This window comes from Sporosarcina sp. BI001-red (assembly GCF_003384035.1).
In the GTDB taxonomy this organism is placed as follows: Bacteria; Bacillota; Bacilli; order Bacillales_A; family Planococcaceae; genus Sporosarcina.
Genome location: NZ_QQAK01000017.1, coordinates 1 through 18227, shown reverse-complemented (window position 1 = coordinate 18227; position 18227 = coordinate 1). Strand labels below are relative to the sequence as shown.

Here is an 18227-nt window from a genome sequence, read left to right as displayed (position 1 = left end):
AAAGGATGATTTCATGGAACGAACTGTACAAGACGCACTCGGTAGAACCGTTACCTACACCTATCCACCGAAACGAATCGTATCCCTTTGTCCAGGCATTACAGACACCTTATTTGCATTAGAGTTGCAAGATGAAGTTATAGGAAGGACCCGTTTTTGTATTCATCCCTCTCCAGCTGTATTGGATGTAAAAGCTGTCGCTGGGACGAAGGATATAAAATTAGATGCCATTTTGCAATTGAAGCCCGACCTGATCATTGCCGAGAAGGAAGAAAATACAAGAGATATCGTTGAAGCACTAGAACAACACCTCCCAGTTTACGTAGCAGAAGTCCAAAACGTGCAAGAAGCGTATACTATGATTGAAAACATTGGAGATGTAACCGATCGACGTGACCAAGCCCAAAGCTTGGTATCTGAAATCCAAGAAGGATTCCAGTCTCTTCACGGGCTAACTTCAGGTAGTGCGATGTATGTCATATGGAAAAAGCCCTATATGGCAGCTGGACGTACTACTTATATCGATTCCCTGCTTGAAACACTGGGTTTTTCAAATCCTGTTAGAGAATTTTCAGGAAGATACCCGGAACTTACGACTCATGATTTTCAATCGGCCAATCCAGACTTAGTACTTTTAGCTTCAGAACCATACCCTTTTAAAGAGAAACACATCCCTGAATTCCAAGAAATACTTCCGAATGCATCGATTTTACCTATCGACGGGGAGATGTTTTGGTACGGCCCTAGAATGCTAGAAGCTACGTCTTACTTCAGAGATAGGCTTAACTAAGCCTTTTAGTCACCATCAAAACACTTTTATAATTTTCCCATTATTTACTATGAGGCGACATATTTACACACCACTCATTTAGTGCTATAGTTGTCCTATCGACATACCTTTTATCATGGAAACTGAAATTCCGACAGGGATATTAGTAATGAAAACTTCTTTTCCATCGATACTCTGTCGAATGACATTTTGACAGTGCGCTGTCTCTCAAACTTTGCATTTCTGATTGGCCTCAGGAATTCATTTAGCCTCATATACATACAAAAACCACCTTCCGCATTATTCCGAAGGGTGGTTTTTGTCCGTTCAAGGGAGTGCATTGTAAATGGTGGACATTCGAATTGCATGCTCCATTTCATCATGAAGTGCGATAAACAGAGGATTATATGCTTCTTCAAATGGAATGGTTAACAGCATTTCTTTGTACGTTTCGATGGACTCCAATTCATCGACAAGTGCTTTTTGCACACACTGTTTAGCATCATAACACGGTATCGGTCGCTTCGGATTAGGAACAAACGAACCGGTCAGCATATAATGGAGTTGTTGAAACATTTCGTAATGACTTTTCTCGTCTTCATATGCATGGCGGACAAAGTCTTTCCACATCGGTTCTTTTAATTGTTCGTACAAAGACTTGTAAAAAAAATAGGCTTGGTATTCATCATGAATGGCTTGTTTTAATGTTGAGACAAACACGTCTCTCCCTCCTAAGTAGTTTACTTCAACTATATGCAGGGGTGAATTGAATCATGAAAGGGGTAAATGGTATGTTACAGCATTTTCGAGTACAGCCCATGTTTGAAGGCGGGCAACTACCTGGTTGGACATTTTCCTTCCAACAAGGCGCGGAGCGATTTACAGGAGATTATATGCCTGATGGAACGATTAAATGGACTACCTCCATACCAACTGATGAAGAATCCGTGAAAAAAATGATCCATGAACTAATGACCTTCCACGTGTATGAATAAGGAGTTCTTTTTTGCACAGACTATCTGTACTAATTATTCTTGGAGGGATTGTGCATGGAAGAGAAAACACCAGAGCAATTGGTAAAAGAAAAGCAACAATTGCAGGTTGAAAACCAAAAAACAGAAAATGTCTTCGAAGATAAGAGTCGTATGACCGATGAACAAAACGCATGGAAAGAGACGCAGCCTAAGCGGATGTAGCTGTTATTTGAATCATTATGGTGAACGTTCACACTGAGTAGGTATCAAATTTAAAGGGCTATTCCAAAAGTCAGGTTTATGACTTGTTGGAATAGCCCTTTTTAGTCTGCTGATAGTTTTTGTTTGCCTATCACTACATAATAATAAATTGAAGAAATCACGTAGAGCGCGGCGGTGATACTAAATGCGATTGCATAGCCCCAATAAAAACCACGGGCTACAACGAGTCCTGTTGCGATCGGCGCCATCGATGCCCAGCCAAGTTGAAAGACAGTTTGGTTCATGGAGTTGGCAAGTCCTCTATACTTATCTGAGACGAGTTCCATTGCAACAGCACTTTGAATGGGATTTCCTGCATTCATCAACGCTTGGCGAAGCAAAAATCCGAAAGACGCTAGCATAAGCGAATTCGTGAATCCGGTCAGCAGTAAAAACGGAATGGACAGCAATTGAAAAAGAATAAGTGCCTTCACTTTCCCTACCTTTTTCACAAGAAGTGGACCTATTAGTGCCGCCACTGCGGTCATGGCAGAACCAAGAGATAGAATGAGTCCGATATACGAGTTGGAAGCACTAAACCGATTAGCAAAATACAAGTTCAAATAAGGTACAACCAGACCAGACCCGATACCAATCAGCAATCCTGCAAACGAAAAGTGGAGAATGAGGATGAAGTTCTTTTTAAAACTAGTGTCTCTGTGTTCCTCGGAACTTACTTTAGGTTCTTTTTGAACTATTTCACGTACTTGCACAGGGATGGGTGGCTTGTCTTTCAACGCAAACAATGGGGGTAGACCTAAGGCGAATACTCCGGCGCCGATGTATAGGGACCATCGAATTGCATCCACTGCACCCATCTTAAAGAACAGTTGCAACCCATCTGCTAACAATCCGCCAGCAAGACTACCGACCACTTGCGAAACTGTAATAAGCGCAAACTGGATACTGAATAGCTTGACCCTTTCAGAAGGAGCTGAGTTTTCTGCAAGGAAGGGAATCCCGGATACTTGTACAAATGCCATGAAAACTCCTGTAAGTAAAGATACGTAGATAATGGATTCTTCCATTACGGATGCACTTCTCCAAAACAAGGTGACGACCGTAATAGCGGCTCCCCCTGTAATCATCCACTTGCGGCCGAACTTGTCACTCAAAAATCCAGCAGGAACGAGCATGATAGCAGTAGCGAGTGCGGTCATGGAAATCACTTTTCCATTTACCGTTTCAGGCATACCCAGTTCACGGATATACAAATTGTACATGACCATGAAAACGCCAAGCCCCATTTGGATGAATATGTTTGCGAGCAAGAAAAATTTCACGTTTCGATTAAACAATAAGAACGTTTTTTTCCAATCATGCACCAGGTTCAAATAACACCCTACTTTCTTATCCGGAAATTTCGATACTCTAAATATATGTGTTTTCTAGTGAGTACGCAATCTTTTTTAGAATTATGAAACGTATTGACATGTCTTGTATCATCGTGCATTTCTTCCACATTCCGATTATTCACACCTAATTTCGAACTCTGTGGATGATCATCCCGATTCTTTTCTCCATATTTGGGATAGTTGCCTGAGAATTTCCGATTCCTCTCTCCATAATTCCGATTCCCCTATACCAGCCCCCACCCCAAAAATCCTAATAAAAAAGCCGAAGCTCAATGGCTCCGACTTTTTCAACATTATACAGAAATTCCTGATTGCAACTTATACATTTGTGCATATTGACCATCTAGTTGAACCAACTCATCATGCGTTCCACTTTCAGCAATCTCTCCACGATCTAACACTAGAATCTTGTCTGCGTTTTTAATCGTAGAAAGTCTGTGGGCAATGATGAACGTAGTCCGCCCTTTTTTCAATACATCCATTGCGTGCTGAATAATTTCTTCGGTCTCTGTATCAATATTAGACGTGGCTTCATCCAATATTAAAATCGCAGGGTCGAACGCCAATGCACGCGCAAACGAAATAAGCTGTCGTTGTCCACTTGAGAGAGTGCTTCCTTTTTCTACAACAGGCTCTTCAATCCCTTTCGGTAAATGCTCGAGAACTCGTTCTCCACCAACTGCATCGAGAGATTCTTGTACCTTTTCCTTAGATATCCGTGCATCGCCAAGACTAATGTTCGATTCAACTGTCCCTGTGAACAAATAAGGATCTTGCAAGACGATACCCATATGATTGCGGATCGTCTGGCGTGGTAGGGACGTAATATCGTGGCCATCAATCATGATCTTGCCTTTAACTGGATCATAGAAGCGGAACAATAAATTCATGATCGAACTTTTCCCTGAGCCCGTATGACCGACAAGTGCGACCGTTTCTCCACGTTTCGCTTCAAACTTAATATCCTTTAGAACGTACTCTTCTTCTTTGTAAGCAAACCAAACATCTTCAAATGTCACATTTCCCTCGTAACGCTCCATTCGTTCATCACTCACAGGTTCTCCAGATCGATCCATCAGCTGGAATACCCGCTCTGCAGCGACTAACGAGTGTTCAAGGCGCGCAAACTGATTCACGATACCCGTTACAGGGTTAAACAGACGTGTAATGTAGTCAACGAATGCGTACAGTAAACCGACGGATACAACGCTTCCTGTTGTAATTGAAGATCCAGCGAAATACCAAATGAAAATAACGAACGTCATTGAGCGTATCGCATTGACCAAGTTATGGGACGTTGCCGCTTCCACTTTGAGCAATTTTGTTTGGTAGTCATAATGTGTCGTATTCAGTTCTTCAAATTCGTCTTCCATCTGCTTTTCGCGTCCAAATGCCTGGATAATCGTCATCCCGTTAATGGATTCATTGATCATCCCATTCATATCACTGACCTTTGCACGGATGACGTGATTGACTTTGGAAGCAAATTTCCGATAAAGAATCATCCAGATATAGAGTAGTGGTAGGACAAAAAGCAAAATTGCTCCCATTTTCGGATCCAAACTGAATAATGCGATATAGATTCCAATAATGTACATGCCACTAATCGCAAATTGAGATACGACCGTAACGTACAAATGGCGGATAGCTTCGGTATCGTTTGTCACTCGTGCCACAACCTTACCTGCAGGCAAGTTATCAAAATAACTGATTGGCAACGTTTGGATATGTTGATATAGCTCGTTTCTCATTTTCTGGACAATTCGGTTTGCTGTTGACTGCAACATTAAATACTGACCGTATCTAAAGATTGCGGTGACAACTGCTAGACCGAAAAAGATTGCGAGAAGTTTAGCTATCGGTTCAAAGTCAATTCCACCTGTTGCTGCACCCGCTATATGATTATCGATGATTTGTTTCGCAATGATCGGTCCAAGCAAATCCGCTCCTACCGCTATCGCAAGGAGTGCCATGCCGCCAATGAAATACCCTTTGAATTGTAGGGCATAGTTCACTAATCGTTTACCTGTCGTCATTATTCTCCCCCTCCGATCTGCTGGCGATCATATTGTTCTTTGTACCAGCCGTTCATCGAGAGCAAATCTTCATGATTTCCTTCTTCAGTCACACGGCCATCCTCAAGGACAATAATCCAATCCGCATGCTGAATTGCTGATAATCGGTGCGTCGTAATGATTGTCGTTTTCCCACTACGTTCGTTTTGGATGTTTTCAATGATCCGAGTTTCTGTTTTTGCATCCACTGCTGATAATGAATCATCCAAAACTAAGATCTCTGGATTTTTCACAATCGCACGAGCGATGGAAATCCGTTGTTTCTGTCCGCCTGATAGGGCGACGCCTTTTTCACCGACAAGTGTTTGTAACCCTTCAGGCAATAGTTCCAAGTCCTTTTCGAAGTGGGCAAGTCGAATGGCTTCTGCAACATCATGATCATCTGCATCCGGTTTGCCGAACAAAATATTGTCGCGAACTGAACGTGAAAATAACACATGATCCTGTGGCACATAGCCAATCCAGTTCCGAACTTGCTCTTTCGTCATCTCCTCGAGACGATTTCCTTCAAACGATAGCAAGCCTTCACCTGCAGGATATTCACGCAGTAACTGTTTGACAAAAGTCGTTTTCCCACTACCCGTTTTACCAACGATACCCAGTGTTTGCCCGGCGGATAGCTTCACTTGGATCTGATCCAAGTTTTTACGTCCTGACGTTGGATACGTAAAGCTGACATCTTCAAAACCGATTACTCCAGGACGTTCCATCTGCACAGGCATCGACGGATCTCTCACGTCTTCAATCGCATCCAATGTCTCTTGGACACGGTCGAGTGATGCATTCCCGCGTTGCATGACATTGATGAGTTCCCCAATGGCAAACATGGGCCACACAATCATCCCTAGGTAGACGTTAAATGTTACCAAACCGCCTAATGTCATTTCCTCGATTGAAACTAGATAGGCTCCATACCCGAGACCAATCATATAAGAGAGGGATGTCATAATTTTTGAAATCGGAGTAAACAGTGCATCAATGCGCTCGACTTCCATATTTTTGCGATAGACGTCTTCTGTCGCCTCTTCAAAGCGCTTCTCTTCAGCACGTTCCTGTACGTATGCACGCACCACTCGGACACCCGCCACTGCTTCTAACACGTCATCATTCAAATCACCGAATGCTTTTTGCGCGGTTACGAATTTAAGATGGATACGTTTCCCTAATACTTGCATAAGGTATGCGAGTATTGGCAAAGGTAAAATTGCCGCGAGTGTCAGTTTCCATGATACAAGGAATCCCATCATAACAATGAGAGTGGACAAGTATACTGTGGAGTCAATCAACGTCATGATTCCAAAGCCAGCTGTTTCAGAGATGGCTTGCAGATCATTCGTCGATCGCGCCATGAGATCCCCTGTTTTGTTACGTTGATAAAACGTTGGAGTCATTTTTAGGAAATGACGCATTAAATTGCCGCGCAATTTCCGTTCAATTACATTGGCACCACCAAAGAGCTGGTATTGCCAGACGTAATCACCAATATATCCAATCACGATAATAAGTAGCATAATGCCGATATATGTCCAAAGTAATTGAGCATTTATAGTATTCAAGTGGATCCCATCGATTGCCTTCCCTATAATCCATGGTGGGATGATCGCAAGGATACTTGTCATGATCAGCAAGACTAGTGCAATTGTGTACCTTTTTTTATTCTCTTTAAAAAACCAACTTAATTTCCCTAAAACCGAAAACATACTATTCTACGACCTTTCTTGGAGCAACTTCGGCTATCCGCCTTCAGGTGTCTCCTTTTTAAGCAATTTTATAGGTTGTGTCGTTTCGTTCATCACATCGATAGCTCCCCTTTCCTAGTAGTTGTATATGCAACACGCAATGCGTGAAAACATCTTATTTTAGTGAACATAAAAAGACACACGCTCCTCGTTCAGAGACGTGTGTCTGAAAAGGGAACGGTGCCCTGTAACCTAACGATTTTAGAGTCAATCTACTATAATCGCGGTGCGAAGGGCCAAGCTTGAAGTTGAGTGAGTTTGTGCGTTATACGTTTGTTCATGTCTTAGCCCTCCCTTTCCTTTCGAGTTTCGAATAATATTAGATTATCATGCCCTTTTCACTAATGTCAATCCCTTTTATGAAATCTTTTGAAAATTTAATAGGTTCTTACAAGCAACTCTTAAGGAAAAATCATTGTATTTCTCTCATTAACCATTTATGATTAATTTAACTACCTAATTTCAAATCACAGGAGGTGTACGCTTTGTTTCCCCCTTTATTGGCATGAAACAAAGCACCCATTTGGATATTCCCATACGCTTGGCAGCTTTTGCTGCCTTGATCGCCCTCACTGCATTTTTTGTTGCAGCTGAGTTTGCAATAGTGAAAGTCAGAATGACACGAATTGATCAGCTTGCTTTAGCCGGTAACAAAAAAGCAACAGATGCTAAACGAGTTGTTGATAATTTAGATGAATACTTGTCTGCCTGTCAGCTCGGAATTACGATTACCGCACTTGGACTCGGTATGCTTGGTGAACCGACTGTTGCGCTAATGCTTGAGCCTTTGTTTACCTATATGCAGTTATCAACTAGCATGACAGTCTTCCTTTCTTTTTCTGTCGCACTTGTTGCTGTAACGTTCCTTCATGTTGTCATCGGAGAACTAGCTCCAAAGACAATAGCAATTCAGAAGGCGGAAACGATAACACTCTTACTTGCAAAACCACTCATCATCTTTTACCGCACGATGTATCCGTTCATTAAGATCTTGAATGGTTCAGCAAGGCTAGTGACTCGATTGTTTGGCTTTCGAACAATCCATGCAGCAGATGTAGCACATACAGAAGAGGAATTGCGAATGATTTTGTCCGACAGCTTGAAAAGCGGGGAAATCAATCAATCTGAATACAAATATGTGAACAAAATATTTGAATTCGACGATCGGATTGCAAAAGAGATTATGGTTCCTCGAACGGAAATGATGACAATTGAAAAAGAAATGACTGCCGCTGAAATCTTCAACATGCCAGGTATCGAGCAATTCACTCGCTACCCTGTCATCGAAGGCGATAAAGATCACGTGATTGGTCTCGTCAATATGAAGCATTTGCTCACAGCGTACATTAAAAACCCAAAAAACGGAGAGTTACCGGTTACTGCATATATGCAGCCTATTATCCGTGTCATTGAAACGATGGCAATTGGAGACTTACTGTTAAAAATACAACGGGAACGCATTCATATGGCGATTCTTATGGATGAATACGGTGGAACTTCCGGGTTAGTGACAATCGAGGACATTCTGGAAGAAATTGTCGGTGAGATCCAAGATGAATTCGATAAAGACGAATTACCAGACGTTCAGATTGTTGGCGAAGGGCACTTCATCCTCGATGCAAAAATGTTATTGGATAATGTTAATAATACACTTGGCATTGAGCTTGATGAAGAAGATATCGATACGATTGGCGGCTGGTTCATGTCCCAACGTTTTGAAGCTATTCCTGGTGAAAAGATAATTGAGCAAGGCTATGAATTTTCCATTAAGGATGTGGAAGGTCATCATATTCTCTATCTAGAAGCTGAGAAGCTGGAAGAGGAAGAAGCAGACTTGGAAGAAGAAATGGTCTAACAAAAAAAGATGATTCCCAATGGGAATCATCTCTTTTTGTTATTGCTCAGGATTTTTACAGAAATATTCTACGCTGTAGATGTCTCGACGACGATCTTTCAACTGCTTAACTGTGCCATCTTGACGTTGACGTTTCAAAACTTCTAAGTCTACATCCCCGATTAAAACAGTTTCCAGGTTTGCGTTTGCTTCCCCAACAATGCCATCTCTTGCAAATTCAAAATCTGATGGTGCAAAGATAGCAGATTGTGCATACTGGATGTCCATATTAACCGCTTGAGGCAAGTTCCCTACCGTTCCAGAAATCACTGTATAGATTTGGTTTTCGACAGCACGTGCTTGTGCACAGTAGCGTACCCTCAAATAACCTTGACGGTCCTCTGTACAGAACGGCGTGAAAATGATGTTAGCACCCTTTTCTGTTGCAATACGAGCAAGTTCCGGGAATTCGATGTCATAGCAGACTTGAATCGCAATTTTACCACAGTCCGTATCAAAGACCCTCACTGAATCTCCAGCACTGATCCCCCAGTATTTCTTTTCGTTCGGGGTAATATGAATCTTATATTGCTTATCAATCGAACCGTCCCGTCTAAAGAGGTAAGAAATGTTATAAATCTCCTCGTTCTCTTCTTCAACGAAGTGGGATCCACCAATGATATTGACGTTATAACGAACCGCCAAGCTGTTGAACAGTTCTATATACTCTTCAGTGTACTCGGAAATCTTTCGCACAGACTGACTTGCTGATGGTTCATCCAAGAAGGACATCAGTTGTGTCGTAAAAATTTCAGGGAATACGACAAAATCGGAATTTGCATCTGCTGCAACATTTACAAAGTATTCCACTTGCGATGCGAGCTCGTCAAAGCAAGAAATTTTACGCATCAAGTACTGAACAACACAAATTCTTACAGGATAGCTCGTTTTATAATGACGTTTTGAAACGGCTTTGTAGTCGATATTATTCCATTCCATTAGCGTTGCATAACGCTTGGACGCCTTATCATCCGGCAAGTAGTTCGGGTTGATGCGCATCAGAGTGAAGTCATTCATGAGCTGGAACGTTAAAACTGGGTCATAGATGCGATGTTTCGCAACCGAGTTGACGTATTCTCTCGGCGACATCTCTTCTGAGTGCTTATGATAGTTCGGAATACGACCACCAATGATGATGGATTTTAAATTCATTTCGCGAGCAAGTTCTTTTCGTGCCTCATAGAGTCGTTCGCCGACTTTCATGCGTCTGAATTCAGGATGGACCATCACTTCAATCCCATACAAATTGTACCCTTCAGGATTATGGTTCGTTATGTAGCCATTATCGGAAATATCGTCCCATGTATGGCGATCATCATATTCTGCAAAATTCAAAATCAGACTAGAGCATGAACCAATTATTTGTCCATCCAGCTCAGCAACGAACTGACCTTCTGGAAATATAGTCAAGTGACTCTTCAAATGTTCAGTTTCCCAGGGGTCCATTCCGGGAAAGCAAGCCGATTGCATTGCTATTATTTCAGGGATATCCGACATTTCCATTTGTCGAACCACCATGCTTATTTCAAATGACGATAAATCAAATTCTTCGCTCAACACAAATCACCTCTTAACCTTGAATACCCTCTTTTTTGAAGTTTATGCCCAACAATAGCAAAAAAGTTGGTTTCCCTTTATAATAAGGAGTTGAAATCGCTGAGAGGAGCACAAGATATGAACAAGCGTTTAGAAAATTTGTTACTCCTAATTTGGACTGTTGCGTTAGTCGCAACATTGGGTTCCTTATACTATTCAGAAGTTAAAGGGTTCACCCCATGTCTATACTGTTGGTACCAGCGAATTTTGATGTATCCGATTGTTCTAATTGCGGGGATTGCACTCATTCAGAAGAACGGACGTATCGCGCTGACAACTGCGACATTTAGCCTCATCGGAGCTTGCCTATCCGCCTATCACTACGCTACACAAAAGCTTAGCATCTTCCAAGAACATGCAGGCACATGTGGAGATGTCCCTTGCACAGCACAATACGTGAATTATTTAGGATTTATCACGATTCCATTTATGGCATTCGTTGCATTTGCTCTAATTTTCATCGCAAGTGTCCTGATGTCAAAACAGTTAAAGGGGACCAAGTAAACTATGAAGAAACTATTGATCATCGGTGGGATTGTCGTTGTATTTTTTGTTGCAATTTTCGCACTTACTAACGCTTCAAACAAATCGAAGCTTGCTGACAATCCCTATGGAACTGACGATTTAGAACCGTCTACGATCGACTTGATTGGCAATGAAAATTACAACAGCATCGTACTGCCTGATGCAGTATCTAAAAAGATTAAATCTGGGGAACCTACTACTGTCTACTTCTTCCATCCGCGATGTCACTTTTGCATGGAAATGACCCCAGTCCTCATGCCGATTGCAAAAGAAGAAGGCGTGAAAGTTAACCAGTTCAATATGCAGGAATTTGAAGATGATGCTAAAGAAGCCTATGGTATTACAGAATGGCCAGCACTTGTTCAGTTTGAGAATGGCAAGGAAGTCGGCCGACTTGTTGGACTACAGCCAGAAGAAAATATCCATGCATTTTTTAACGAATATTACAACAAGTAAGTAACGGAAAAGAGGACGAATTAATGACATCATTTACGTACACAGTGAAAGATTCTGACGGTACACTTGAACAATTATTGCGGGATGACTGGAAAGCAGGAAAGAAAAATATCCACGAATTGCGGATGGCAAATGCTGTTATGGATTCAGAGGGAGTTCCTGTCATATGGCGCACTCCGCTAGTAGCAGGAACTGAGTTAACGTTTCAGTTGCCTGAAGCCCATTCAGAATACGCACCATTAGATGTTCCAGGAGTGAAAGTTCTCGCAGAAGATAATCACTTCATGGCTGTTTTCAAACCTGATGGCATTGCCGTCCATCCTGACGGGACAAGCCGTGAAGCGACAATGATGAATGCTGTGATTGCGCACGTTCAAGCTTCAGGTGGGACGTATGCAGAGCATATCCAACGTCTTGATAAAGGAACTTCAGGAATAGTCATTGTTGCAAAGCATCCAATGGCAAAAGCCATGTTTGACCAAATGATTGCTTCCAACGAGATTACCCGACTCTACCATGCTGAAGTGGAAGGCCGATTGAAACGTTTGAAAGGTAGTGTCAATATGCCGATTGGTCGTGATCGACATCATCCAACGCGTCGACGAATTTCAATGTCAGGTCAATCAGCGGTCACTCATTTCAAAGTGATTGAGCGAAAAGAACAAACGACGATGATCGAAGCGACTCTCGACACAGGACGTACACACCAGATCCGTGTCCACATGGCGCATTTGGGCCATCCCGTTGTCGGAGATAACTTGTATGAAGCAGCAGCTCTTCCTGACGGCACCTATCGTCTAACTGCTTTAGAAACTTCTTTCATTCATCCATTTACGGGTGAAAAGATTGTTATCACTATTTAAAGAATAGCTAAAAGCGGTATGGGAAAACTATCCCATACCGCTTTTTATTTTATCCAATTGTATCTGGGTCTGTACCTGTTCTCTCGTTACGGTTTAATTCATCAATCATTTTCATCTCTTCTGCAGTTAACACAAAGTCCCCGATTTGACTGTTTTCCAAAATCCGTTCTGGTGTAACCGATTTCGGAATGACGATTAAATCATTCTGCAGATGCCAACGTATGATCACTTGTGCAGCCGACTTTTGATGTGTTTTAGCGATTACTCCTAGAACGGCGTTATCTAATAACTGGCCCCGTGCGAGTGGTGACCAAGACGTGACCGCAATTTGATGTTCCGCGCAATAATTGCGTAAAGGGATTTGGGTTAGTAAAGGATGCAGTTCCACTTGATTAACCATAGGTGCAATATTCGCGGTAACAGCTAGTTTCTCAAGATGATGGATATGATGATTGGAAACACCCGGAACTCGAATCATCTTCTCTTCATACAATCGTTCGATAGCACGGTACGTATCGACGAATGTCCCGCTAACCGGCCAATGCGTCAAGTATAAGTCCAAATAATCGAGCCCAAGTTTTTTTAATGACGATTCAAACGCACGTAAAGTTTGATCGTACCCTTGGTCGGTATTCCATACTTTCGATGTGATGAAAAGCTCATCACGGGCAATTCCTGAAGCACGGATTGCTTCCCCTGTTTCAGTCTCGTTTTCGTATATTGCCGCCGTGTCAACCGCACGATACCCGTGTTCCAATGCATAAGTAATCGCTTCAACTGTTTGCTTGGAATCCGTCATTTTATAGACACCCAAGCCAAATCGAGGCATAGGCACGCCGTTCGCAAGTTCTTTCGTTTCTGTATAGGTCGCTGACATAATAGTTCCACTCCTTCGTTATCGCGTATTTCATATCTCAATAGTACCATTCGATGGGAGTAGTGAAAACGAATATGCTGTTAGATTTGTCAGACACATGTCACATATTTTATAGTGAGTCATTTCCTTTTTGTTGTGAATCCGGTATAATGATGTTAGAACAACTGATTCAACAGGAGGGTATCTGATGAGACTAATTCTAATCTTAGGTGTCTGCTTCGCATTCCTATCCGCAATCTTCACAGGCGGTTATGCTGACAAGCCAGGCAAAGTGAAAAAATAACACAGTAAAAAGGATGCAGCTCAATTGAGCTGCATCCTTTTTTTAGTGCAAACCAGGGTAACCTTGTTGACGCAACGCTTCGTATACAAGTATCGCTGCTGTATTAGATAGGTTCAATGATCGTATATGATCATTCATAGGAATTCGAAGACACGTATCTAAATGCGCTTCTGTCACCTCAGAAGGCAATCCAGTAGTTTCTTTCCCAAATACAAAGAAGATATCTTGATCAACAGTTGAAAAGTCGAAATCAGAGAAAGTCTTTGTCCCAAACTTAGTAATGAAATAAAATATTCCTTCAGGAAACTTCTCAAACAATTGATTGATATCACCGTGATACGTAATATCAACATGTTCCCAATAATCAAGACCTGCACGCTTCAACATTTTATCGTCTGTTGAAAAGCCAAGCGGTTCAATTAAATGTAGTTTTGCTCCAGTACCTGCACAAGTTCGTGCAATGTTGCCAGTGTTGGCAGGAATAAGCGGTTCAAATAGCGCTACGTGTATTGGCATAACTCCACTTCCTTCTATTCAGTTACAGTCATCTTCATGACTGCCTTTTTTATTTCCTTAACTACAGTTTCTTCTGTTTCTGTTTCTAATACACGTTCAAGCGCCAAACGACCAGTTTCGGATCCTATCTCACCTATGGCCCAAGCACATGTATTACGAATCATAGAACGTGGATCTGTTTCAAGTAGATTCACTAAATCTGGGATTGCTGCTTCTTCTTTAAAATGTGCTAACGCTAAGATCGCATTTCGTTGAATGGGATTCTTCCCGCGCCAAGAGCCAGACATATGGCCAAAGGTTTCTTTAAATTGACGATTTGATAACTTTAAAATCGGTTGAAGCAAAGGCTTTACGAGTTCAGCATCAGGTACGAACGATTCTTGGTCTAAATTATATTTCCGCTTGTTTTTCGGACATACAGTTTGGCACGTATCACACCCATAGATGCGATTCCCTACCTCTTTACGGAATTCTTCAGGAATAGGTTGCTTCGTTTGCGTCAAGAAAGCAATACAGCGCTGCGCATTCAATTGCCCTCCTTGTATTAAGGCTCCTGTTGGACAGGCATCCAGACACAGTGTACACTCCCCGCATTGATCCTCCATTGGCACATCGGGTTCAAAAGGTAAATTCGTAATCATCTCACCTAAATAGACATACGAACCGAACTCTGGCGTAATAATGGAACAATTTTTCGCAGACCATCCGATACCTGCACGTTCTGCCACTGCCCGATCAGCTAGTTCCCCTGTATCCACCATCGATCTAGTTTTCACTTCGGTTGAATTCTCATGTAAAAACTTTTCTAGTAAAGCTAACTTCTCACGTAAAACAGTATGATAATCAGTCCCCCAGGAAGCTCGGCAAAACATACCGCGCCTTTCCCCTCTTTTCCCCTTTGGTGCATCAGTCATCTTGGAAGGATAGGCTACTGCTATGGAAATGATGCTCTCCGCACGATCTAATAGCAAAGTAGGTTCAGTCCTTTTTTCAACATCACTTTCTTCAAATCCTGATTGATAGCCAAGATCCTGTTGACGTTTCAATCGATTTTTCAACTCTAAAAAAGGGGCTGCTGTTGTAAACCCTATTTTATCGATACCAATTTTCGCTGCATAGGCGACTAAGTCTTGTTGCAACTGAGCGATATTCACCATCTGCCACCTCCCTTATGATAAACTTGAGAAAAATAGGAACAGGGTGATTTTATGAAATTTCATATAGAACCTGCAATATTTGAAGAAGTTCCTGATTTTAAAGTAGCCATCATCCATTATAACAGCACTACTGTGTCAGATTCCCCTCAAATGCTAAAAGGTAGACTTCAATTATTTCAAGAACAACTCTTTTTTGAACTTGAGGAACTCTCAATGAATGAGATTGAAGGAATCTGGGAATGGCGAAATATTTGGAAAGCACTAGGTGCAGATCCTACACGCTACCGTCCTTCTGCAGAAGCATTGTATCGACGTGTCAGTAAACAAGATTACTTGAAAAGCCATTCCAGTGCAATCGATTTGAATACCTTATTTAGTCTTCAATATGGAATTCCTTCTGGCATGTATAACCGAGAAATACTTATTGGGGATATCCGTATAACAACGGGACTTGCAGAAGATGGCTACGATGGGTTAAACGGTAGATTCAATTCATTACATAACATCCTAATTTTGAAGGATGGGTACAGCCCTTTCGGCAGCCCCTATGTGGACTCTGTCCGGAGTGCAATCACGGAAGAGACAACAGAAATACTTCACGTATTGTTCCTCAGGCCTACTATGAGTGTTGAAGAAGCACAAAGCTTAGCGAATGCATGTGGAACCATGTTTACCAGCATTAATGGGGGCGAAGCATCAGCAACCATTCTATACGCTGGAAACCCTTCAATTGAGGCTGCAGATCTACCACCTCGCAAGAGTGCTAGGTATTAACTGCTGCCCCTACAATCGATGCTTTAACCCGCTGAATCTTCACAGAGCGGGTTTTTGTATGCAATGAATTCAGATTAGTAGGGGGCCCAAAAGAAATAGTTAACACAAAAAAAGAACAACCGAAGTTGTCCTTTTCTGAGATACCCGAGGCCGGACTTGAACCGGCACGCCTTACGGCATCGCATTTTGAGTGCGACGTGTCTGCCATTCCACCACTCGGGCAAACTATAAAAATAAATTGAACGGAAACCAAATAATGGAGGCGGCAACCGGAATCGAACCGGTGGTAAGGGTGTTGCAGACCCGTGCCTTACCGCTTGGCTATGCCGCCGTAGAATAAGTGGAGCGGAAGACGGGATTCGAACCCGCGACCCCGACCTTGGCAAGGTCGTATTCTACCACTGAACTACTTCCGCTAATAACTGGGGTAGCTGGATTCGAACCAACGAGTGACGGAGTCAAAGTCCGTTGCCTTACCGCTTGGCTATACCCCAAAACTAAAAAAGGGGCGGCTGAGGGGAATTGAACCCCCGAGTGCCGGAATCACAATCCGGTGCGTTAACCACTTCGCCACAACCGCCATAATAATAATGTTTCACTTCAAGAGACAAGTAAGATAAATGGCAGGGGCAGTAGGAATCGAACCCACACCAAAGGTTTTGGAGACCTCTATTCTACCGTTAAACTATGCCCCTGTAAAAAATGGTGGTGGGGGACGGATTCGAACCGCCGAACCCGGAGGGAGCGGATTTACAGTCCGCCGCGTTTAGCCACTTCGCTACCCCACCAAAGGGAATTTCATGGTGCCGGCGAAAGGAATTGAACCCTCAACCTACTGATTACAAGTCAGTTGCTCTACCAATTGAGCTACACCGGCATATTAAGATGGCTCAGGACGGAATCGAACCGCCGACACAAGGATTTTCAGTCCTTTGCTCTACCGACTGAGCTACTGAGCCATATTGTTTTAAAGAAAATGGCGGTCCCGACCGGGATCGAACCGGCGATCTCCTGCGTGACAGGCAGGCATGTTAACCGCTACACCACGGGACCATTTGGTTGCGGGGACAGGATTTGAACCTGTGACCTTCGGGTTATGAGCCCGACGAGCTACCACTGCTCCACCCCGCGATAATACTATTTAACAAAGAAATAATGGTGGAGGATGACGGGCTCGAACCGCCGACCCTCTGCTTGTAAGGCAGATGCTCTCCCAGCTGAGCTAATCCTCCACAATACTATGTGCTGCTGGTATATCTTATTCGTAATGATGTAAATGGTGACCCCTACGGGATTCGAACCCGTGTTACCGCCGTGAAAGGGCGGTGTCTTAACCGCTTGACCAAGGGGCCATACTATTTTAATGTTGAGAAGTTAACTGGCGGAGAGCAAGGGATTTGAACCCTTGAGACAGCGTTAGCCGTCTACACGATTTCCAATCGTGCTCCTTCGGCCACTCGGACAGCTCTCCATTATGGCTCCGCAGGTAGGACTCGAACCTACGACCGATCGGTTAACAGCCGATTGCTCTACCACTGAGCTACTGCGGAATAGATAAACTATTAAAGGATTTTCACTTAAAAGTGAAAGCCTAGCGACGTCCTACTCTCACAGGGGGAAGCCCCCTACTACCATCGGCGCTGAAGAACTTAACTTCCGTGTTCGGTATGGGAACGGGTGTGACCTCTTCGCCATCATCACTAGACATTTTCACAACACAATAATTATTATACCATATTCAAGTTGTAAATGCAAGCGTTAATTTCAATTTCTTTTTAAAAGATTTTAAAATTAATCACTCAAAACTAGATAAAACCAACATTGATAATTCAAGACAGCCTTACGGCTCTTTAACTTATGCGGTAGCTGCAATCCAGCTCCGACTCCCTGATGCTCTAGGTCATAAGTCAACTCGTCTACGTGGCAAAGATCGCCACTTCGTCGATTCGTCTTATGCTTGTCGCATCAAAACGGTCGTCTCCGCTTTTTGGGAAAGTCCTCGATCGATTAGTATCTGTCAGCTCCACATGTCGCCATGCTTCCACACCAGACCTATCCACCTCATCATCTTTGAGGGATCTTACTTACTTGCGTAATGGGAAATCTCATCTCG

The 18227-nt window shown here is 42.8% G+C and carries 16 protein-coding genes, 15 tRNA genes and 2 rRNA genes; 8 read left to right on the top strand and 25 right to left on the bottom strand.

The genetic code is table 11. From position 1 onward, the window contains the following. The first annotated feature begins 13 nt into the window (after positions 1–13). Positions 14–790 (top strand): ABC transporter substrate-binding protein, encoded by a 777-nt coding sequence (locus DVB69_RS16575; protein WP_116020220.1) that lies wholly within the window; start codon positions 14–16, stop codon positions 788–790. Positions 791–1096: 306 nt separating this feature from the next. Here DVB69_RS16575 and DVB69_RS16570 read toward each other — a convergent pair whose 3' ends face one another. Next, a complete protein-coding gene (locus DVB69_RS16570; protein ID WP_116020219.1) occupies positions 1097–1489 on the bottom strand; it encodes a ferritin family protein in 393 nt (130 codons plus the stop codon). Between the two features lie 71 nt (positions 1490–1560). Here DVB69_RS16570 and DVB69_RS16565 point away from each other — a divergent pair, with 71 nt between their 5' ends. Both DVB69_RS16565 and DVB69_RS17630 read left to right on the top strand, forming a co-directional pair. After that, positions 1561–1764 carry a DUF5342 family protein gene (locus DVB69_RS16565; RefSeq protein ID WP_116020370.1) on the top strand — a complete coding sequence of 68 codons (204 nt, stop codon included), beginning with the start codon at positions 1561–1563 and terminating at the stop codon, positions 1762–1764. Between the two features lie 54 nt (positions 1765–1818). Continuing rightward, positions 1819–1965: a hypothetical protein gene (locus DVB69_RS17630; RefSeq protein ID WP_158541117.1), complete on the top strand. Its 147-nt coding sequence runs from the start codon at positions 1819–1821 to the stop codon at positions 1963–1965. 101 nt (positions 1966–2066) lie between these two features. Here DVB69_RS17630 and DVB69_RS16560 read toward each other — a convergent pair whose 3' ends face one another. From DVB69_RS16560 to DVB69_RS16550, 3 genes are all read right to left on the bottom strand, one after another. Then, on the bottom strand, positions 2067–3329 hold the full coding sequence (locus DVB69_RS16560; protein WP_370453002.1) for an MFS transporter: 1263 nt from the start codon (positions 3327–3329) through the stop codon (positions 2067–2069). 323 nt (positions 3330–3652) lie between these two features. Further along, on the bottom strand, positions 3653–5395 hold the full coding sequence (locus DVB69_RS16555) for an ABC transporter ATP-binding protein (RefSeq protein ID WP_116020217.1): 1743 nt from the start codon (positions 5393–5395) through the stop codon (positions 3653–3655). Then, on the bottom strand, positions 5395–7134 hold the full coding sequence (locus tag DVB69_RS16550; RefSeq protein WP_116020216.1) for an ABC transporter ATP-binding protein: 1740 nt from the start codon (positions 7132–7134) through the stop codon (positions 5395–5397). The genes DVB69_RS16555 and DVB69_RS16550 overlap by 1 nt, the downstream gene beginning before the upstream one ends. 544 nt (positions 7135–7678) lie before the next feature. Between DVB69_RS16550 and DVB69_RS16545 the strand changes: the two genes are divergently transcribed. Beyond that, positions 7679–9028 (top strand): hemolysin family protein, encoded by a 1350-nt coding sequence (locus DVB69_RS16545; protein ID WP_116020215.1) that lies wholly within the window; start codon positions 7679–7681, stop codon positions 9026–9028. Positions 9029–9067: 39 nt separating this feature from the next. Here DVB69_RS16545 and DVB69_RS16540 read toward each other — a convergent pair whose 3' ends face one another. Then, complete coding sequence (locus DVB69_RS16540; RefSeq protein ID WP_116020369.1) at positions 9068–10624, bottom strand: bifunctional GNAT family N-acetyltransferase/carbon-nitrogen hydrolase family protein; 1557 nt, start codon at positions 10622–10624, stop codon at positions 9068–9070. Positions 10625–10741: 117 nt separating this feature from the next. On the opposite strand from DVB69_RS16540, the gene DVB69_RS16535 reads away from it, so the two are divergent. From DVB69_RS16535 to DVB69_RS16525, 3 genes are read left to right on the top strand one after another with little or no spacing between them, the layout of a single operon-like run. Continuing rightward, on the top strand, positions 10742–11167 hold the full coding sequence (locus DVB69_RS16535) for a disulfide oxidoreductase (protein ID WP_116020214.1): 426 nt from the start codon (positions 10742–10744) through the stop codon (positions 11165–11167). Between the two features lie 3 nt (positions 11168–11170). Next, on the top strand, positions 11171–11644 hold the full coding sequence (locus DVB69_RS16530) for a thioredoxin family protein (RefSeq protein WP_116020213.1): 474 nt from the start codon (positions 11171–11173) through the stop codon (positions 11642–11644). Between the two features lie 23 nt (positions 11645–11667). Then, entirely contained in the window at positions 11668–12507 is an 840-nt protein-coding gene (locus tag DVB69_RS16525; protein ID WP_116020212.1) for an RluA family pseudouridine synthase, read from the top strand. A gap of 49 nt (positions 12508–12556) precedes the next feature. Here the strand turns inward: DVB69_RS16525 and DVB69_RS16520 are convergent, their stop codons facing one another. The 3 genes from DVB69_RS16520 to queG all read right to left on the bottom strand — a co-directional run bounded on the left by DVB69_RS16520 (position 12557) and on the right by queG (position 15337). Further along, on the bottom strand, positions 12557–13384 hold the full coding sequence (locus DVB69_RS16520) for an aldo/keto reductase (RefSeq protein ID WP_233505445.1): 828 nt from the start codon (positions 13382–13384) through the stop codon (positions 12557–12559). Positions 13385–13709: 325 nt separating this feature from the next. After that, positions 13710–14183, bottom strand: a complete 474-nt coding sequence (gene trmL, locus DVB69_RS16515) for a tRNA (uridine(34)/cytosine(34)/5-carboxymethylaminomethyluridine(34)-2'-O)-methyltransferase TrmL (protein WP_116020211.1) — start codon at positions 14181–14183, stop codon at positions 13710–13712. A gap of 14 nt (positions 14184–14197) precedes the next feature. After that, positions 14198–15337, bottom strand: coding sequence for a tRNA epoxyqueuosine(34) reductase QueG (gene queG / locus DVB69_RS16510; RefSeq protein ID WP_116020367.1), 1140 nt, complete (start codon positions 15335–15337; stop codon positions 14198–14200). Between the two features lie 54 nt (positions 15338–15391). Between queG and DVB69_RS16505 the strand changes: the two genes are divergently transcribed. Next, positions 15392–16114, top strand: a complete 723-nt coding sequence (locus DVB69_RS16505; RefSeq protein ID WP_116020210.1) for a B3/B4 domain-containing protein — start codon at positions 15392–15394, stop codon at positions 16112–16114. Between the two features lie 141 nt (positions 16115–16255). On the opposite strand, the gene DVB69_RS16500 is transcribed toward DVB69_RS16505, so the two are convergent. From DVB69_RS16500 to DVB69_RS16420, 17 genes are all read right to left on the bottom strand, one after another. Next, positions 16256–16336, bottom strand: a tRNA-Leu gene (locus tag DVB69_RS16500). 35 nt (positions 16337–16371) lie between these two features. Then, positions 16372–16445 (bottom strand) — tRNA-Cys (locus DVB69_RS16495). 10 nt (positions 16446–16455) lie between these two features. Next, positions 16456–16530 (bottom strand) — tRNA-Gly (locus tag DVB69_RS16490). A gap of 6 nt (positions 16531–16536) precedes the next feature. Continuing rightward, positions 16537–16608, bottom strand: a tRNA-Gln gene (locus DVB69_RS16485). Positions 16609–16621: 13 nt separating this feature from the next. Then, positions 16622–16694, bottom strand: a tRNA-His gene (locus DVB69_RS16480). Positions 16695–16735: 41 nt separating this feature from the next. Then, positions 16736–16809 (bottom strand) — tRNA-Trp (locus DVB69_RS16475). An 8-nt stretch (positions 16810–16817) separates the two neighbouring features. Then, a tRNA-Tyr gene (locus DVB69_RS16470) sits at positions 16818–16902 on the bottom strand. A gap of 13 nt (positions 16903–16915) precedes the next feature. Next, positions 16916–16991 (bottom strand) — tRNA-Thr (locus tag DVB69_RS16465). Positions 16992–17000: 9 nt separating this feature from the next. Continuing rightward, positions 17001–17073 (bottom strand) — tRNA-Phe (locus DVB69_RS16460). 18 nt (positions 17074–17091) lie between these two features. Then, a tRNA-Asp gene (locus DVB69_RS16455) sits at positions 17092–17167 on the bottom strand. A 3-nt stretch (positions 17168–17170) separates the two neighbouring features. Further along, positions 17171–17245 (bottom strand) — tRNA-Met (locus tag DVB69_RS16450). 25 nt (positions 17246–17270) lie between these two features. Further along, positions 17271–17346 (bottom strand) — tRNA-Val (locus DVB69_RS16445). A 45-nt stretch (positions 17347–17391) separates the two neighbouring features. Continuing rightward, positions 17392–17466: transfer RNA gene (locus DVB69_RS16440), tRNA-Glu, on the bottom strand. Positions 17467–17493: 27 nt separating this feature from the next. Further along, a tRNA-Ser gene (locus DVB69_RS16435) sits at positions 17494–17585 on the bottom strand. A gap of 4 nt (positions 17586–17589) precedes the next feature. Continuing rightward, positions 17590–17664, bottom strand: a tRNA-Asn gene (locus DVB69_RS16430). Positions 17665–17703: 39 nt separating this feature from the next. Next, positions 17704–17819, bottom strand: a 5S ribosomal RNA gene (gene rrf / locus DVB69_RS16425). 282 nt (positions 17820–18101) lie between these two features. After that, positions 18102–18227 (bottom strand): 23S ribosomal RNA (locus DVB69_RS16420); the annotation flags it as partial.